11 protein-coding genes are annotated in these 17109 nt (G+C 60.6%); 5 read left to right on the plus strand and 6 right to left on the minus strand.

Going from position 1 to position 17109, the window contains the following annotated elements; all coding sequences use genetic code 11:
• Nucleotides 1-87: 87 nt before the first annotated feature.
• Nucleotides 88-2085 carry a hypothetical protein gene (locus tag IPM54_07070; GenBank protein MBK9259586.1) on the plus strand — a complete coding sequence of 666 codons (1998 nt, stop codon included), beginning with the start codon at nt 88-90 and terminating at the stop codon, nt 2083-2085.
• Between the two features lie 33 nt (nt 2086-2118).
• Nucleotides 2119-3417, plus strand: a complete 1299-nt coding sequence (locus IPM54_07075) for an adenylate/guanylate cyclase domain-containing protein (GenBank protein ID MBK9259587.1) — start codon at nt 2119-2121, stop codon at nt 3415-3417.
• A 75-nt stretch (nt 3418-3492) separates the two neighbouring features.
• On the opposite strand, the gene IPM54_07080 is transcribed toward IPM54_07075, so the two are convergent.
• Together IPM54_07080 and IPM54_07085 are read right to left on the minus strand one after the other, a co-directional pair.
• Nucleotides 3493-4152, minus strand: a complete 660-nt coding sequence (locus tag IPM54_07080; protein MBK9259588.1) for a hypothetical protein — start codon at nt 4150-4152, stop codon at nt 3493-3495.
• 8 nt (nt 4153-4160) lie between these two features.
• Complete coding sequence (locus tag IPM54_07085) at nt 4161-4769, minus strand: hypothetical protein (GenBank protein ID MBK9259589.1); 609 nt, start codon at nt 4767-4769, stop codon at nt 4161-4163.
• A gap of 149 nt (nt 4770-4918) precedes the next feature.
• Here IPM54_07085 and IPM54_07090 point away from each other — a divergent pair, with 149 nt between their 5' ends.
• Nucleotides 4919-6352 (plus strand): multicopper oxidase family protein, encoded by a 1434-nt coding sequence (locus IPM54_07090; protein ID MBK9259590.1) that lies wholly within the window; start codon nt 4919-4921, stop codon nt 6350-6352.
• A gap of 3 nt (nt 6353-6355) precedes the next feature.
• Here IPM54_07090 and IPM54_07095 read toward each other — a convergent pair whose 3' ends face one another.
• From IPM54_07095 to IPM54_07105, 3 genes are all read right to left on the minus strand, one after another.
• Complete coding sequence (locus tag IPM54_07095) at nt 6356-7627, minus strand: tetratricopeptide repeat protein (protein MBK9259591.1); 1272 nt, start codon at nt 7625-7627, stop codon at nt 6356-6358.
• Nucleotides 7628-7694: 67 nt separating this feature from the next.
• Complete coding sequence (locus IPM54_07100) at nt 7695-8726, minus strand: collagen-like protein (protein ID MBK9259592.1); 1032 nt, start codon at nt 8724-8726, stop codon at nt 7695-7697.
• Nucleotides 8723-8992, minus strand: coding sequence for a hypothetical protein (locus IPM54_07105; GenBank protein ID MBK9259593.1), 270 nt, complete (start codon nt 8990-8992; stop codon nt 8723-8725). The genes IPM54_07100 and IPM54_07105 overlap by 4 nt, the downstream gene beginning before the upstream one ends.
• A gap of 348 nt (nt 8993-9340) precedes the next feature.
• Between IPM54_07105 and IPM54_07110 the strand changes: the two genes are divergently transcribed.
• A complete protein-coding gene (locus IPM54_07110) occupies nt 9341-10507 on the plus strand; it encodes a hypothetical protein (GenBank protein ID MBK9259594.1) in 1167 nt (388 codons plus the stop codon).
• A gap of 50 nt (nt 10508-10557) precedes the next feature.
• Nucleotides 10558-11622, plus strand: a complete 1065-nt coding sequence (locus IPM54_07115; GenBank protein ID MBK9259595.1) for a metallophosphoesterase — start codon at nt 10558-10560, stop codon at nt 11620-11622.
• A gap of 114 nt (nt 11623-11736) precedes the next feature.
• Here IPM54_07115 and IPM54_07120 read toward each other — a convergent pair whose 3' ends face one another.
• Nucleotides 11737-17052, minus strand: a complete 5316-nt coding sequence (locus tag IPM54_07120; protein ID MBK9259596.1) for a M36 family metallopeptidase — start codon at nt 17050-17052, stop codon at nt 11737-11739.
• Between the last annotated feature and the right edge of the window lie 57 nt (nt 17053-17109).

Here is a 17109-nt window from a genome sequence, read left to right on the forward strand (position 1 = left end):
TGTACCACCCCGGATGAGAAAGAGAAATGCGCGCGTCCCCTACAGCAGGTTGGGCGATCGCCGGTACGTCGTGGTATGGGGCGGGCCATGAGTAAGCGCCGGATGACGCAGCTCGATTTGTTCGCGATTGAAGCACCAGCACCTCCCTCGGCACCTACACCGAAGGGGCGACCCGATCCGCTCGTTTGGGTGTCCGAGCTTCACTTCTTGCGCGACTTCGATGCGTCCGAAGCGTCGCTTCTGCGGAGAATCCGGCTTCGTCGAGGGCTCAACGTGCTCTGGGCTCCGCCTGCTCCCGAGGGCCTGGAGAACCGACTGGGAGATGGTCAAATCACGGGGCACACGGCGGGAAAAACCACGTTTTGCCGCATGATCCGGTACTTGCTCGGCGAACAACGGTTCGGCACGACGCGCGCTCAAGAAAAAATCCGCGAAGCTCTGCCGAACGGATGGGTCGTCGGAGAAGTGTTCGTCGGCAACGAACGATGGGTCGTCGGCAGGCCGTTCGGGCTCGGCGTGCATCCGTTTGCAGTCCAAGGAATGACGATCGCCGAAGCGCTCGCAGAACGAGGACGCGGAGGTTACCAAGAGTTTGTCGCGGCACTTGGTCGCGTGGTGATCGATCCGGTGCCCGTGAAGGAACTACCTCACGCGCGTTCACCCATGATGTGGGAACACGTGCTCGCATGGGTCACGCGCGATCAGGAAGCTCGATTCGCGGGGCTCGTGGAGTGGCGCGATCCGTCGAGCGAATCGGAGAGTCCGCGCATCGTGATGGATGACAGACACGTGGTGCTTCGTGCTTTGTGCGGACTGATGTCGGACGAAGAGGGCGAAGCGCAGCGGCACTTCGAGGACCTGACGCAGGAAAAACAAGGTCTCGACGAAACGGCTCCGCGCCTTCTGGACCGCGTGGTGGAAGACCGACGGAGACTCGCGAATCTATTGGGCATCGAGGATTCGGCGGTCGACGCGGGACCTCTGTTTGCGATGCGTTTTCGCGAACGTGTCACGAGCCGGCGGCGAGCGATCGAAGAGATTGAACGAGGGCTCGAAGAAGCGGCAAGCACAGTCGAACGAGCGGAAGCGGACGCGCGGGCAGCGGCGGAAGCGTCGGGCGCGTGTGCGCAGCGCTTGCGTGAGCTGGAGGCGCCGCGCGCGGAGAAAAAGCGGTCGCGAACGCGTGAAGCGCGCCTTGTGACGGTGCCGTCCGATGCGCTGACGAACGTGTGTGGAGTGCCGATGGATGTCGCGCGCTCCAAGGGATGCAAGCTGTTTGCGGCGCATGAAAAGAAGGCGAACGAGGCGAGCGAACCTCCGCCGTCGAGCACGAAGGAAGATGCGGCGGCGCTTGCAGCAGCGATCGACGAAGCACGAAGCGCGCTCGATGAAGCGCGTAGCCTGCAGAAGGCGGCCGAATCCGCGCATGCGCAAAAGCGCGCAGATCTTGCGGCCGATCGCGAGCGAATTGCTGCCGAGCGTGCAGCGATCGAGGAGCTCGAAAGGCTCTACGGCTACATGGCGAAGGCGGAGCACGAGGCGCAGCAGAACTCGGACCGCCTCGCACGAGTGCTGGATCTTTTGAAGGCATCGGTGGAGCGGCAAGCGACGCTGCAGCGCCAGAGGCAGGATGCTCAAGGAAGAATTTCGGATCGTTTTCGCACGGTGGTGAGGGCGCTTCTCGGCGAGCACGTCGAAGCGAAGACGCTCGTGAAAAACCGTCGCATCGAGCTGTATGTGGAGGATCGTGGCGAGCGTGATGGAGCGGCGATGGAGACGATCAAGCTGCTCGCGTTCGATCTTGCGGCGCTCGAGCTCGGCGTAGACGGTCATGGCGCATCGCCGGGCATGTTGGTGCACGATGGGCCACGTGAAGCTGACATGGATGGGCGCATCTACGAGCGGCTTTTTCTCTACGCCAAACACATCGAGGATCAGGCTACGCCGGGCATGTCCGCGCCGTTTCAGTACATCGTGACGACGACGGCGCCGCCGCCCAAGGACATGCAGAAGGCGCCGTATTTGCTGGAGCCTCTGCTCGACGCATCGAAGCCGGAGGGCCGGTTGCTCGGAATGGATCTCTGATCGCGGGCGCGCGTGATGGTGTAAGCTCGGCGGATGGACCAGCGCCAGCGAGCACTGGAGGAGCAGATCGAGCGGGGGATTCTCGAGTCGGAGAAGCTGCGACAAACCATTTTGGCAATCGTAATCGCGTGCGGGATGCCGTTCGTGTACGCGACGTTGCGCATGGGTACGCAATGGTCTGGCGCATTTGCTGCCGATACTTTTGACAGGCTCGTCGTGGCAACGGTGGTGGCGGGGTCGGGAGCCGTCGTTTACGGCCTCGTGACGCGGCAGTTGATTGCGCGACTGCTCGCTCGCGGCCAAAGAATGCCGCGCGGGGTGCGGTTCGCGAACAGCGTATTCGAGGCCATTTACGTGACCTTGTTCGTGCTCGCGTTCGCGTGGGTCGTGGATCCCATTTTCGCGTTTACGTCACCGCCGACGTACTTGTATCTCATTTTCGTGCTGCTGACGATTTTGCAATTGGATTTTGCATTATCTGTTTTTACGGGTGTTGCATCCGCATTGGCATTCGTCATTGCGGGTCTCGTTGAATTCTCGAAAACGACGACCATTCCGAACCCATCCGTATTGATTTCGCCCGTACCGCTTTTGGTCAAGGGAATTATCTTCATTCTGGGCGGGATCATGGCGGGATTCGTCGCGCGCGAGTTGCGACGGCGGATGGTGCATGCGATTGAAACGATGGAGGAGAAAAACCGGGCGATTGAAATGTTCGGCACGCATGTTTCTCCGAAAGTCGCCGAGGCACTATTACGCAGCGGAGGAGATTTTGCCGGCGAACAAAAGTTCGTTTGCATCATGTTTTTGGATATCCGCAATTTTACGAGTTTTTCAGAACGAATTCCACCCAAGGAAGTGGTCGCCTTTTTGGATGTGCTCTTCGACCCGCTCGTGACCATCGTGAATCGTCACGGAGGTATCGTGAACAAGTTCCTCGGGGACGGTTTCATGGCCGTTTTCGGGGCTCCGGTGGCCGAAGGCAATCCGTGTCGAGAGGCGATTTCGGCGGCCATCGAGATTGTCGCGGAGGTAGAAACCATGGTATCGGCGGGGAAGATTCCGCCCACCAAAGTAGGCATTGGTCTCCATGCGGGGGAAGCGATTACCGGCACCGTCGGAGCGCAATCGCGCAAGGAATACACCGTGATTGGCGATACGGTGAATCTCGCATCGCGCATCGAGCAATTGACGAAGAAATTCGGCGCGCAGGTGCTTGTGTCGGACGCCGTCTGGGAGCATGCCGCACCAATGGATGTGACGGCAGAAGCGCTGGAAAAGACCGAAGTGAAAGGTCGCGAAGCGCCCGTGCAAGTGTACAAGATTGCATAACGCGAATCGGGGGGTTTGGGGGGCATCACGGGCGCTTGCGCCCACGAAGCGAGCATCCCAAATCCCGACCCGGTTTCAATCCGGAAGCAAGATTCGATCAGGCGGAGCTGGTGTGGTTTGGACGGGCCAGGGTTTGACCGGTGGCGGCGGAGGAATCTGATCGACGGGCACCGGGAGAATGGGACCAGGAGCCGCGGGAGGCGCCTGTTGCGGCGGAGGCTCGGGCATTTCGGCACCATTCGGTCCACAACGCCCGCCGCGGCTACCGACGGCATCGTTGTAATAATTGACGGCATCCACGGCATGCCCATTGGCGTCGACTTTGTAGGTTCGACCGACGGCGGTCAGCACGAGCCCCACGATTTCGGCCCCAAGGCCCGACAAGAGAAAAGCAGCCATCACTTCGGGTTTTTCCGAATAGGCAAGCCCGCCAAGGCCCGCCAAACCGCCCACACCGAGGCCAATACCCGCCACCGTGAGCCCTACGGCCGCATCACCCGACGATTCTGCCGCTTGCGCGTGCCTTGCAGCATCGGGCACGCAATGCACATAGTCGGTCAAACCATGATAACGAATGCCGCTCGCCACTTCACCTTCCGGCGAAAGGATTTGGAATTCATTGTCGTACCGCAATGCAAGCTCGTGCGGCGCAAGCACCCGAGGCTCGACCACGGTCAAACCCGATCCGCATCCCGCCAAAAACAGAGCGGAAAAACCCAAGACCGAAAGTGTCATGCGATGATTCATTTCGCCCCCGCAACTGCGCACGGCGATCCGGACAATCGGGCAAGGTCGTTGTACGCATTTACCTTGTCGATTTCTTCAGCAACTTCCTTGGATGGCTCGGGTCTTCCAAGACCCAATCCGAGCGTAATGAACGGCAGCGTGAGCATCGCAACGACGACCAATACGACAGCCGCTTTGCCAATGTCTCCGCCACCTCCCCCGCCGCTCGATCCACCACTGCTTCCAGTGGATCCCACGCTGCCGCCACTGCTGCCTCCACCGCCTCGCACGCTTGCCGTCGCGGGTGCACGCGGTCCCGTCGATGGCGACGCGGCAACCCGATTGCTGCCCGTAACGACAATCCACGGACGCCAAATGATGATGTTGGTCGATCCGCCATAATAGGTGCGATAACGCGTCGGATCTTCCTGAACGTCATATATGGCCGCGGAACACGCTGCGTTGTTGGCATCATCAGGCAACGACGCAACCACTCGATCCTTGTCCCACACGGCACGCGCACGCCCATCTTTCGGCGGCACATAGTCGGACGTGTAGTTGCCACAACCCGTCAAGAGCACGGCAACGGCAAGCGGAGCACTGAAGCCGAGGAGCGGCTTGGCCAAGCGCAGATCCATTCTGTCTTTTTTGCACCGCTGCGGGCCGGCGTAAAGTGATTTCTGCTGCGCGAGTCCTTCATTTCACCTTACGCAACGGCAACCCGTAATAATTTTCCGCGCAAGCACTCGCCCCGCGAGCGCGGTACGGTTGACTCATGACAAGGACGCACACTCAGTCGGTGCTTCTCGGGCTGGTCGCGAGCGCAATCGGTTGCAGTAGCCCATCGGAAGCTCCCGGGCAACCCGACGGCTGGAACGCTTCCGTGCGACTGCAATCGGCGCGGGACAAGAACGCCGATCCGCATATCTTCGAAGCCGATCTGACCGCTCGCGTTGGAAGCGTCGAAATCATCGCAGGAAAGCCGACGCCCGCCTGGACCTACGACGGCGTGCTGCCAGGACCTTTTTTCCGCGTTACCGCTGGCGACAAGCTGATCGTTCATTTCCAAAACGACTTGCCCGCGCCAACGACCATCCACTGGCATGGATTGCGAATCCCTGCAGCAATGGACGGAGCGCCAGGCCATTCGCAACCGGAAATCATGCCAGGTACGTCTTTCGAGTACGAGTTTGTCTTGCCCGACCCGGGTTTGTATTGGTACCACCCGCATGTCGATTCGGCCGTTCAAGTCGGTTTCGGACTTTACGGCGCGATTCTCGTGGATGATCCGAACGAACCCGAAGATCTGGGCGACGAGCTGATCCTCGTGCTGTCCGACATCGCAGTCGACGAAGAAGGAGCGCTGGAAAAACCGGATTCAGGAGGAGATTTCGGAACGCTGTTCGGCCGAGAAGGCAATGTCCTGCTCGTCAACGGGCGACGCAATCCGATCATCGAAGCACGCGCCGGACGCCGTCAACGGTGGCGCATCGTAAATGCCGCCAAGAGCCGCTACTACCAGCTTGCCATGACCGACCACTCGTTCATGCGGATCGGAGGCGACGGCGGGCGAATCGAATCGCCCATCGAGTCGTCCATGCTGGTGCTCACGCCAGGCGAGCGAGCCGATGTGCTGGTCGTCCCGCGTGGCGCGCCGGGAACGACGCTTCCCGTGCGCTGGGTACCCTACGATCGCGGCTACGGAACGACGTTCAATCGGCCCGAGGAAGAGCTGTTTCGGATCCGCTTTGCCAATGAACCCGCGGTGACTCCAGAACCGCTGCCCAAGCTCTCTCGCACGATCACGCCGATCGATGCTTCAGCCGCGACAAACATTTCGCTCGACCTTACGCAGAACGATCAAAACGGACAGCTCGCGATGGGAATCAACGGGATCCCGTCGTGGGAAAGCACGCCGATCACGGCAAAAGTCGGTGAAACGCAACTGTTCGTCGTAAAAAACTCGATGGACTTCGCGCATCCATTTCACTTGCACGGCTTCTTTTTCCAAGCGCTCGACGAATCCGGCGCACCGGTCCATCCGATGGAGTGGAAAGACACGATCGACGTTCCCGTACACTCGACGAAAAGGTTCGTCGTGACGTACGACAATCGGCCCGGCATGTGGATGTTTCATTGCCACATCCTCGATCACGCCGACGCGGGGATGATGGGGATGCTGCACGTCGAGCACGACCACATGCCCTGAGGATCAAGGGCTCGGGCGTTTGGCTCCGTCGAGCCGGCGCATCAGATCGGCGATGCGCGGATCGCCCGGTGATATCTCGGCAAATTTGCGCGCGTGATGGCGCGATTCTTCGATGACGCCACGACGAAACGTGAGCAGCGCGAGGTTGTAACGAGCATTCGCCAGCGTCGGATCGGCTTTGAGCGCCGCCAAGTAGCCTTCTCGCGCGCGGTTGTAGTCGTTTTTCTTGTCCGCAACGAGCGCCAAGTTGTAGTGCGCTTCCGCATCGTTCGGCGACGCCGCTACGAGCTTTTTCAGGAGGTTGCTCGCACCATCCAAGTCACCGCCGACGATCGAAAGCGCAGCGGCAAAAAGCTCGGCATCGCGCCCTCCACCAAGGTCCGCTGCTTGCTTCGCCGCAGCAGCAGCGTCCGGAAGCCGCCCCTGCCCTTCGAGCGCCACAGCGAGCGCGTAATGAAGCCGCGGGTCTTGGCCGTTCTGCACAAGCGCTGCACGCACCGTTTGCTCGGCTCGAGCTGCGTCGCCTTTCGACACGAGCGCCGCGACCAAGGCAAGCTGCGCGCCCCCATCGGCAGGACACGTCGAAACCGCCAACTGCGCGTCCGCAAGAGCAGCGTCGAAATCCCGTGACTTTCTCGCAAGATCCGACCGTTTGGACAGACACGCGCAACTCGTCGGGTTTGTCCCGAGACACCGATCGACAATAGCTCGCATCGCCGACACGTCGCGCGCACCAGCAGTCGACTTCGTCAGCTCGACGAGCGCTCGTGACGTATCGCCCTCGCGAACCAACGTCACCCACCACATGCGCTCGACCGAGAACAACCACGAGGCGGACGCTGCGAGCTGTGCCGCACCTACGCCAAGCGTGACGATGGCCGCGAGCAAGCGTTTCGTCTTGTCACGGTCGTCGAAGTATCGGCCCAGAGCGACCCACACGGCGAGCGCAAGGCCGCTCCAAAGCGGGATGGCCACGACGAAGATGCCTCGGCCTAGTGGTGCGTGTTCCCCTCGAGTGACGGCTCCACCAACAACGGCTGCAGCAACGGCGAACGCGATGAGGCCGGCAGCAACGGATGCTTTTGGCGACGGAACCTTTGAGCGCAAACGAAACGCTGCAACGACGACGAGCGCGAGCGCCGTCGCGGACATGAACGCGCCGATGCCTGAATGGGCGGACGGCGCTGGTTCCGGTGGGAGAAACGATGGTGCGAGCGCGAGGCAGAAGAGGTGCCCCGCCCGCTCGAACACGTAAGCGACGAGTTGGAGATTCATTCTTGGTGTCGGGAAAACACGAGCAGCGTGCGCCGCTTTTTACGATGGCTACCGCGACGTGACCAGGTCAGTTCGTGACAATGAACCAACCGTTGACGTAATCGTTGGAGCCGAGCGTGACGTTGTTGGTGGACTTGTTCTTGACGCAAAAGCCCACTTTGAAGTTCGCGCCACCAGCGGGCACGTTTTGCGGCGCGATGGATGCTGCTGCGGAAAGTGCGGTTTTGGTGGGCTGAGCGAGAATCGTGCCGTCCGGGTAGTTTGTCGTATAGAACGCATCGAGCGGGGAACCGGCGGGAACGGCGCTGATGCACAGGCTGAACGAAACAGGCACGGTGTTGTTGCTGCCATGACCGAACACGGCCACGGCCGAGCCCGTGATGCGCTGACCAGGTTGCACCGTGACCGTCGCCGTCGAGCCGGCAAATACCCACGGAGCGTTGCCGCCACCAGCAGCAATGGCGCCGATTTGTCCTGCAACGGTCGTGGTTGACACGACACCGGTCGGACCGGTCGGACCGGTCGCCCCCGTTGGACCGGTTGGACCCACGGCGCCATCGGCGCCCGCGGGCCCCGTGGGACCCGCCGGGCCTTCCGGTCCGACGATGTTCGCGGATGGACCGGTCCATTCGCCCATGCTGTTGATGATCTCGTTACCGTTGACGGTGATGCTCGCCGGATGAATGTCGCCAAGCACGTCGCCTGCGATCATCGCGTAGGGAACGCTTTGAACGACGGCACGTGGAGTCATTTCAGTGTCGGCGCCGACGGTGATTCCCATGTAGCGAGCGGTGCCATCGAAGACGGGACCCGTGGGTTGGTCGAAGGGCGTCACCTCACCCAAGGTCGCCGAGAAATACCCTTCCTCGAACGTTATGGAGTGGGTTTCCGTCCATATCGAGTCAACGTCATCCTTGCCCGCATAAATCTTGAAGGTGACTTCAATCGTGCCCGTGACGGGCATGTTGTTCGCATCGTAGAGCCGACCTTGATGGGTGATCGTTTTCGGCACGGCCTGCGCTGCGGGGATGCCAGCGAGCAACGCGCCCGCAGCAATCGAAGCCGAAATGAGATGCTTGATCGTGTTCCTTGTGCTCATGGCAAGCTCCCGGTCGCCCCGATGAGGCCACCCTGCATGCGATAGCTGGGTGATTTCGTCGTCGTCTGAATTTGAGATGGTTGACCGATCGTGTAAACCATCGAATAGTTATCGCTTTTCATAAACTGGCCACCATTGACGGTCTCCGTCGCGGGAGGACCGAAATTTTGGCCACCGCCACCGGCACCACCAGCGCCGCCGGCACCACCAGCGCCTCCGGCTCCCGCGGTACCTCCGGCTCCTCCACTGGAGCTCGAAGTGGTCATGCCGCCGGATCCAGCTTCCCCGCCAACGCCGCCGCTACCGGAGCTGGATGGTCCAGTGCTGGGTGGTTCGGCTTCGCAAGAAGCGGCAAGTGCGGCAAGAAGCAACGCTATCGAAAACACTGCCGCTTGGTTGGTTCTCTTCATCCATCGCCTCGCGGTACGTGCAACCAGGAGCCGTAGTGAACAACGGTTCTTCCTGGAAAACAAGTTGATTTTTTGGGGTCGAGGTCGTTTGCCCGAGCGACCCATCTGCGCGATTCGTTCCCCAACTGCCCTGCCGTGAATCGACGGATCGTCTGAAGCATGAAATTGTCCTCGACCTACGATGCTCGATGACCTTAACCAGTCGTGACAATGTCTTTCGACAGGATCCTTGGACGTGCAACGAGTGTTCTCGTCCTGTGCGCTAGCAGCACGTTGTTCGGCGCTCGATCCGCGCATGGGGCAAACCCCGAGCCACCCCCAAATCGTTGTTCCAAACAAACCACCCCACCTCCATGCGTCCCTGACAAACCAACGCGTCTGCGCAAAGGTTTGTCCGTTGCAGGATCCATTTTTCCCGGGATCGCCGTGCATGGCAGCGGCCACTTGATCGCCGGACAAACCCGTACGGGACTCGCTTTGCTTGGAGCCGAAGGACTTGGAGTGGCACTGGCCCTCGGCGGTTTGGGCGGAACGGCCGTTACGGGCGCAACGCGCAGGTTCATCGCACCCATGGTCTTCGGCATGGTGACGGGCGGCGCACTGCTCATCATCCCAGCTCTCGCCGACATCTACGGCGTGCTCGCTCCCGAAGGCGGCACCGGAAGTCCTCCCGTCACGCTCCCATCGCTCGAATCTCGAATTGGCCTCATGTACGTGAACGATCCGACCTTTGCCTACCAGTTCTTCGTCACCCCGGGGCTCGACGTGCGCATGGGAAAGCTGCGCGTCTCGACATCGGGCTACTTCGCGCTCGACGATGCGAATGCGCGCACTCGCGCCGCGATCGCTTACCGGTTCTTCGGGCCAGGTCCGCGTGGAAGTGAACCTGCCAAGGACGGATCGTACGTGGACGTCGAGTTCGCCTTGACAAACCACGATTACGCCTCGAACGGGTTTTCCGTGACGACCGGCGAAGTGAACCTCGCCGGGAGGCTGGACCTCGTGCGCGTGGGGCCGACGCTTCGCGGATCATTCGCCGAGCTCGGGCTGGGTCTTGCCTACGCTGGGCATCGGTATCCAGGAATCGGGATTGAAGCGAACGATCTGCTCACACCTCGATTCGCCTTCGGCATTTATCTTGGGCATTCGGGTTATCCGCGCGGAGAGCTCGCAGCGTATTACGAGCATCGGCACGATGGGTTTGCCGGCGGAATGAAAACGCCCGGACTTGGAAGCGGCGTCATTGGAAGTTTCGGTGTTGGAGGGCGCGTGTACACGTCGCGACGATGGGGTGTGGCGTTCGATGCACACGGCGGCTCGGCGTACGTAGGGCAGCTCAGCTTGCTATTCCGTTACGGAGGAAACCCGTGAAGAAATTGAATTGGCTCGTGCGAGCCGTGGTCATCGTTGGAGCTCCAAGTATGTCATCGTGCCTCGACGTAGGATCGGGTCGTGCGGCGCGAGACTTGGAGATTGGGCGGGCGAGCCATGGGGGATTGCGCGTCGAAGTGGAGCGCGGGCTCGCAGCCGTACGAAACATCGACGAGGCCGAGCTGCATTTATGGGCGAGCGCCCCGAGCGTGTCGTTTCGAATAGATCCAGGGACGACGGGAGGGGGCGGCGTGTTTCGAGTGCGCATCGAAAACGTGCTCGCTGACGCAATGCTTGCCGCGACGTCGGGCGTAACCGAGCCGCTGGCAGTCGAGGTCATTGCGAGCCCACATCCGACGGAGCGAACATGGCAATTTCAGCTTCCGGCTGGCGAACCGGTCACGTTGAAGCTCGGAGCGCCCGACGAAACGCTCGAAAAACCGTGGCGATTTGCGGTTTATGCGGACGTGCAAGAAGCCGTGGAGAGCGTGCAGGAGCTTTATGCAAAAATGAATGAAACGCCGGACATTCGGTTCGCGCTCATCAGTGGTGATTTGACGCGTCGAGGTTCGCCGGAGGAGCTCGATACATTCCAAGCGATGATGAAGTCGCTCGTGTTTCCCTGCTATGCGACGCTGGGTAACCACGAGCTCGGCACGCGGGACGATCTCTATCACGATTATTTTGGCCGAGGGAATTATTCGTTCGCATTCCGTTCGGTGCAATTCACGATGCTCGATTCGGCCAGTGCGACGATCGACCCGCTCGTGTATTCGCAGCTCGACGGGTGGCTCGATGAAGGCCGCGACAAACTACACGTCGTGACGATGCACATTGCACCCATCGACCCGGTGGGCGCGCGAAATGGTTCGTTTGCGAGCCGTAACGAGGCGACGAAGTTGCTCACGAAGCTTGCAGCAGGTGGCGTGGATTTGACGCTGTATGGGCATATCCATTCGTATTACGCCTTCGAGAATGCGGGGATCTCAGCGCATATTTCGGGCGGTGGAGGGGCTTTGCCCGAGCGCATGGACGGGATTGGGCGGCATTTTCTCACGGTGGACGTGAGGCCGCCCGGGAAGATCGAACAAGTCGGCGTCATACGGGTCGATTGAAGGCCGGCATCGGCGGTCGTTCCGATTTGCAATGAGGCGCTGCGTCGCCTGAGTGCTCCAGGCGACGCTCATTGCATGTGCATTGGGGGGTTATTAGGGGATTGCTAGCGGTTGTCAGACGCGGGCGGTCGATGCATTTCGGCGACGACGCAGCCTAGCGAGAAGCGCTCCCAGACTGAAGAGGAGTGCCGAGCCTGTCGGGGCGCTGCTGGACGATGTCGTAGAGCAATCGCAACCGCCGCCGCTCGTCACGATGCGGCCGCCAGCGCCGCCAGCACCGGCCATTCCGCCGTCACCCGCGGAACCACCAGCGCCCGCCATTCCACCGGCACCGGCCATACCGCCAGCACCGGCCATACCGCCAGCACCGGCCATACCGCCAGCACCGGCCATACCGCCGGCACCCGCCATACCACCGGCACCGGCCATACCACCGGCACCGGCCATTCCACCGGCGCCCGCCATACCACCGGCGCCCGCCATTCCACCGGCGCCCGCCATTCCACCGGCGCCCGCCATTCCACCGGCGCCCGCCATTCCACCGGCACCGGCCATACCGCCAGCGCCACCCGTGCCGGTCATGCAAGTACCGGATTGACATGTGCCATTGGGGCACGGCGTCCCATCGGGTTTTACCGGGTACACGCAGAACCCGAGCATTGGGTCGCACGCGCCCGCGTCATGGCATTCGTCCGGCATGGCGCACGTAATGGTGTTCGTTCCCGTGCATGTGCCATCTACACACGCATCCATGAGCGTGCAGAGATCGTTATCGTTGCACGGTGTGCCCTCGGCAGCCTGGGGATTGCTGCACATGCCCGTCGCCGGATCGCACGTGCCCGCAACATGACATTGATCCGATGCCGTACACGTTACGGAGTTTGCCCCAGTGCACATACCTGCTATGCACGAATCCATCTGGGTGCATGCGTCGTTGTCGCTGCACGGCGTGCCCTCTGGAGCTTCCGGATTGCTGCACGCGCCCGTCGCAGGATCGCATGTGCCCGCAACGTGACACGCATCCGACGCCGTACACGTCACCGGGCTTGCCCCGGTACACGCGCCCGCTTGGCATGTATCCATTTGCGTGCACGCATTGCCGTCATTGCACGACGTTCCATTCGGCGCGGTTGGATTGCTGCACGCGCCCGTCGCAGGATCGCACGTGCCCGCAACGTGACACGCATCCGACGCCGTACACGTCACCGGGTTTGCCCCGGTACACGCGCCCGCTTGGCACGTATCCATTTGCGTGCACGCATTGCCGTCATTGCACGACGTTCCATTCGGCGCAGTTGGATTGCTGCACGCGCCCGTCGCAGGATCACACGTGCCCGCTACGTGACACTCATCCGACGCCGTACACGTCACCGGGCTTGCCCCGGTACACGCGCCCACTTGGCACGTATCCATTTGCGTGCACGCATTGCCGTCATTGCAAGACGTTCCATTCGGCGCGGTCGGATTGCTGCACGCGCCCGTCGCAGGATCGCATGTGCCTGCAACGTGACACTCATCCGACGCCGCACACGTCACCGGGTTTGCCCCGGTACACGTGCCCACTTGGCACGTATCCATTTGCGTGCACGCATTGCCGTCATTGCACGATGTTCCATTCGGCGCGGTCGGATTGCTGCACGCGCCCGTCGCAGGATCGCACGTGCCCGCAACGTGACACGCATCCGACGCCGTACACGTCACCGGGTTTGCCCCGGTACACGCGCCCGCTTGGCACGTATCCATTTGCGTGCACGCATTGCCGTCATCGCACGACGTTCCATTCGATACGTTCGCTACGACGCAGTTGCCCGTACCAGGATCGCACGAATCGTTCGTGCACGGATTGTTGTCGTCGCACATCACACCATCGCACAATGAACATCCGAGCGGGTCGGTCGTTATGGTGTGGAACGGAACGTTCGTAATTCCGTTCACATTGACTGTATCGATGAACCAACCCTGCGTGCCCGCCGTTCGGACGACGTTGTCCGTTCCAATGCGGAAACGAATCCTTATCGTTTGCCCAGTAAACTGCGTCCCGAGATTCAACGTCACCGTGTTCGTATTCGGCCATGCAGCATTGCGACGCGAATACGCTGGTCGGCCTGCAAGCGGATTGCCCGTACCGTTCTGAAGCGTCCCCGAATATCCAGGTGCTGCGCCAAGATTGGCAACGTCCGTCCATGTCATGCCGTTGTTGTTCGACACTTCGACGACGCCGCCATCATAATACCTGAGCGGCGGATTCGTGTAATCGAAATCGAATGCATGGGCAAACGTAATCGTCAGGTTGCCCGAGCCCACCGTCAAATTCGGCGATTCGAGCGCCGTATCGGATATGGTCGTGTGGTTGGCCCCTTGGTATCGATAATCGAGCGTCGTTTGACGCACCCGCGACCATAACGTCGTCGCCAATGTCTCGTATCCAGCCGCGCCCCATTCGGTCCACGTTCCGAGCGGACTCTCGAACTCCTCTATCGTCGAGCTATTCAGCACATTATCGAAATTCATCTGCGCGGTCGCAGTTCCGTTCACCGTCGTGGTGCACGCAGACGCGTTCGTCGCCGTAATCGCGAAATCGGCATCCGTAATCGCCGTCGTGCCCGCCGCGAGCGCCACCGGCACGCTGGCCACCCCCGTCGCGCCCGGTGCAATGCTCGGAATGATCACCGAATTGCCACCCGGAAACGTCACCGCCCCGGTGCTCGACGTCACGGTCACGTTCGTATTCAGCAAATAGCCCATTCCCGAATTGAAAACCGACACGTTGACCGTGCCGCTTTCATCGGTATCCACCACGCCGTCATTGTCGCAACCAGTCGTCTCCGTAACGGTTGTTTCAGCAAGTTGCATGATGCCCGAGTTGTCGAAATCCTCGACGACGCCCGAGCCAGTCGTGGAATTCGCCGGCGGAGATACCGCACACGTGCCAGCCCCGCGCGCCGCGAAACCATCGGCCAAAAGTATCGCATCATTGATGTCGGCCGCGCGAGCTGCCGCCAAAATGCCGTCCCGTTGCTGCGTGAACGTCGGGTTGTTCGGCGTAAGTTTCATACCGCCGACGATGTAATCGGCCATCCGCCGTTTCGCTTCGGCAAACGTATGACCACCGTTGAGAATGAGCTGCGTATACGCCTGAAACACCATCACAGCCCACACTTCGCCCGAGTTATGCACTTCCCAGTTGTTGGGCCACGAAGGATTTTGCGGTCCCGCAGGCAGCGCTACCCCATCCGTCACGTGTTTGAACGTGAGCCCATTTTTCGAAAAATCACGCGTGTACGGGAATCGCCGAATTCCGAAATAGGCACCATCGCCAAACGCATCCGATGCATAAATCGCCGCAGCAAACGTGCCCGATGTAACATCGTCACCGTCGCGCAGCGTCATGTGCAGCGCAACGAAATCACCCCACCCCTCACCCTCGCCACCGCATTGACTGCATTGATACTGATTGGGGCTCACGCCACAAATGATCGTCGGGCAATTCGTCACGAGCCTTCGGTGAAGATAATGCCCCCATTCGTGCGCCACGATTTGATTATCGAGCGTCCCGTCGCGATTGACCTTTTGAGGATTCGCCGACATCGTCACCGTCAGCGTCTGATTCAGCATCTCGGCCTTCAGCAGATCGCCATCCGCTTGAGAAATCCCGAGCGATCCAATCGTAACGCCCGTCGTATTGACATCGTCCCCCATCGCAGGCAATCCCGCGGCGACGTTGTTCGCTATGAGCACACCGACGGCGCCCGCCTGCTGCGCCACGAGCACCTTGGATTCGAACGTACACGTACCACGATTGACGAGTACGATTTTGCCCGACACGTTGTTCGTAATCGCTTCGCATGCATCGTTGACGTCGGGGCCCGTGCCATCATCGCCAAGAATCAACTGCGCCGTGGTTGTAAATGGATTCGGGCCGAATGCGGCAACCTGATTGCCCATTGAAACATTGAGCGGCTGAACCGTGAGGTTGCCCTTGATCGCACCCGTAAAGACGTACATTTGCATTCGCGGCGACGCCCCGTCCGCCGGCGTGCTCATGTTCGCATTGTCCGTGCCGCTGTAATCCTGCGCCTCCGCAAGGAGCACGTCGTTCCCAGCTCCGCCGCGACCGAAATTGTTGGTCTGAGCATTGCCCGCGGCCTCGTTGAACCCAGAATCATAAAAATAATCGTGCAGCCAGTTGTTTAGGTAAAACAACGACGTCACCGATCCCTTGATCTGGTTTTGCGAAGAATTCGGTGCAAGCGCCGTGTCGTACGTATAATCGAACGTGTTCGCGCTCGTCGTGTTCGCTCGAATGTCGCCCGCGGTAAAACCATTCTGCGCATTGAGATCCGCATACGCATCGACGTTGTTCCCTTGCGTCTGTGTCGCATTCGACGCAAGCCACGGATCAGCAACATTGAGCGGATTCGTATTGAATCCCTCCATCGATATCATCGTCGGCAAAATGAACGGCGGCACCGCCCCCGTCGGCGCACCCGCCGGATGCGGCGTCCAATCCGCAATCGGACCATCGAGCGGCGTGTTTGGCGCGGTCGTATCAGCCCACACCCTGTAGTTGAACGCCACATCCTGCGTCAGATGATCCCGCTCGAGAAGCTCACCCGTCTCCGCAGACACCACATAACCCCAGAGATCCGCGCTCGTCGAACCCACCTTCGCCAGATCGAGCTCGAGGTAGTACGCCGGCACGAGGCGTTCCGGCATCGCGTAAAACACCTTCTTCACGCGCGCCGCGTTCGCAAACACGAGCCCTTGCCTCTTCGTCTCGGCCGTCTCTTTGAGCTCAAAATACTTGTAGCCGTTCTGCTCACGGCCCGTATCCAACAAGTCCGACCCCTGGATCCGGATATCGGTATGCGCAACGAAAGCACTCGCTACCGCCTGATCGTGCGCCACCGTAAACGATCGCTTCGCGCCGCCTTTCGCCGTCGAAATTGCATCCGCATGCAGGTTGCCACCCACCGCGATCACATCGCCCTGCCGATCGAGCAGCACCTTCATCTCGTTCTGCCAAACGTCGATGCCATCGACCCTCTGCGCGAGCACGACGATGATTCCCCCGCGGCCCGAATCGTCCACACGCCGCACGTACATCGTGTCGATCGCAGGCCCGGACAAACCGTAGAGACCCATGTTCTGGAGAGCGAAATCTCGGGCGATACGCTCTGCTGGTTGCGTCATCGTGCGCGAAGAAAAACGCGCGGCTTCCGGCGGCGTCACCCATAAAAACGTGGGCACTCCACGCTTTTCATCGATCGAAGCGACCCTCCCTACGGGCGAATCGACGCGCGGCGAAACATTCGGCAGCGGCGCTGCATCCATTGCCTTGTGAATGTTCTCGTGCGGCCCAGCGTGAGCGCTACCTGCTCCGAACAGCGCGAGGGTGAGCGGCAAAAAACGTATGTGACGCTTCATCACGTGCAATGACTCCAGACGAACGAGTTTGTCCTGCAGATACGGGCAAAGTCCGCAAGC

This window comes from Polyangiaceae bacterium, from assembly GCA_016715885.1.
Classification (GTDB): Bacteria; Myxococcota_A; Polyangia; order Polyangiales; family Polyangiaceae; genus Polyangium.

What these genes read in the sequence shown, in the direction of transcription:
- IPM54_07090 (MBK9259590.1), top strand. Translation starts at nt 4,919, where the DNA reads ATGACAAGGACGCACACTCAGTCGGTGCTTCTCGGGCTGGTCGCGAGC.
- IPM54_07100 (MBK9259592.1), bottom strand. Translation starts at nt 8,726, where the DNA reads ATGAGCACAAGGAACACGATCAAGCATCTCATTTCGGCTTCGATTGCT.
- IPM54_07070 (MBK9259586.1), top strand. Translation starts at nt 88, where the DNA reads ATGAGTAAGCGCCGGATGACGCAGCTCGATTTGTTCGCGATTGAAGCA.
- IPM54_07095 (MBK9259591.1), bottom strand. Translation starts at nt 7,627, where the DNA reads ATGAATCTCCAACTCGTCGCTTACGTGTTCGAGCGGGCGGGGCACCTC.
- IPM54_07080 (MBK9259588.1), bottom strand. Translation starts at nt 4,152, where the DNA reads ATGACACTTTCGGTCTTGGGTTTTTCCGCTCTGTTTTTGGCGGGATGC.
- IPM54_07075 (MBK9259587.1), top strand. Translation starts at nt 2,119, where the DNA reads ATGGACCAGCGCCAGCGAGCACTGGAGGAGCAGATCGAGCGGGGGATT.
- IPM54_07115 (MBK9259595.1), top strand. Translation starts at nt 10,558, where the DNA reads ATGTCATCGTGCCTCGACGTAGGATCGGGTCGTGCGGCGCGAGACTTG.
- IPM54_07105 (MBK9259593.1), bottom strand. Translation starts at nt 8,992, where the DNA reads ATGACCACTTCGAGCTCCAGTGGAGGAGCCGGAGGTACCGCGGGAGCC.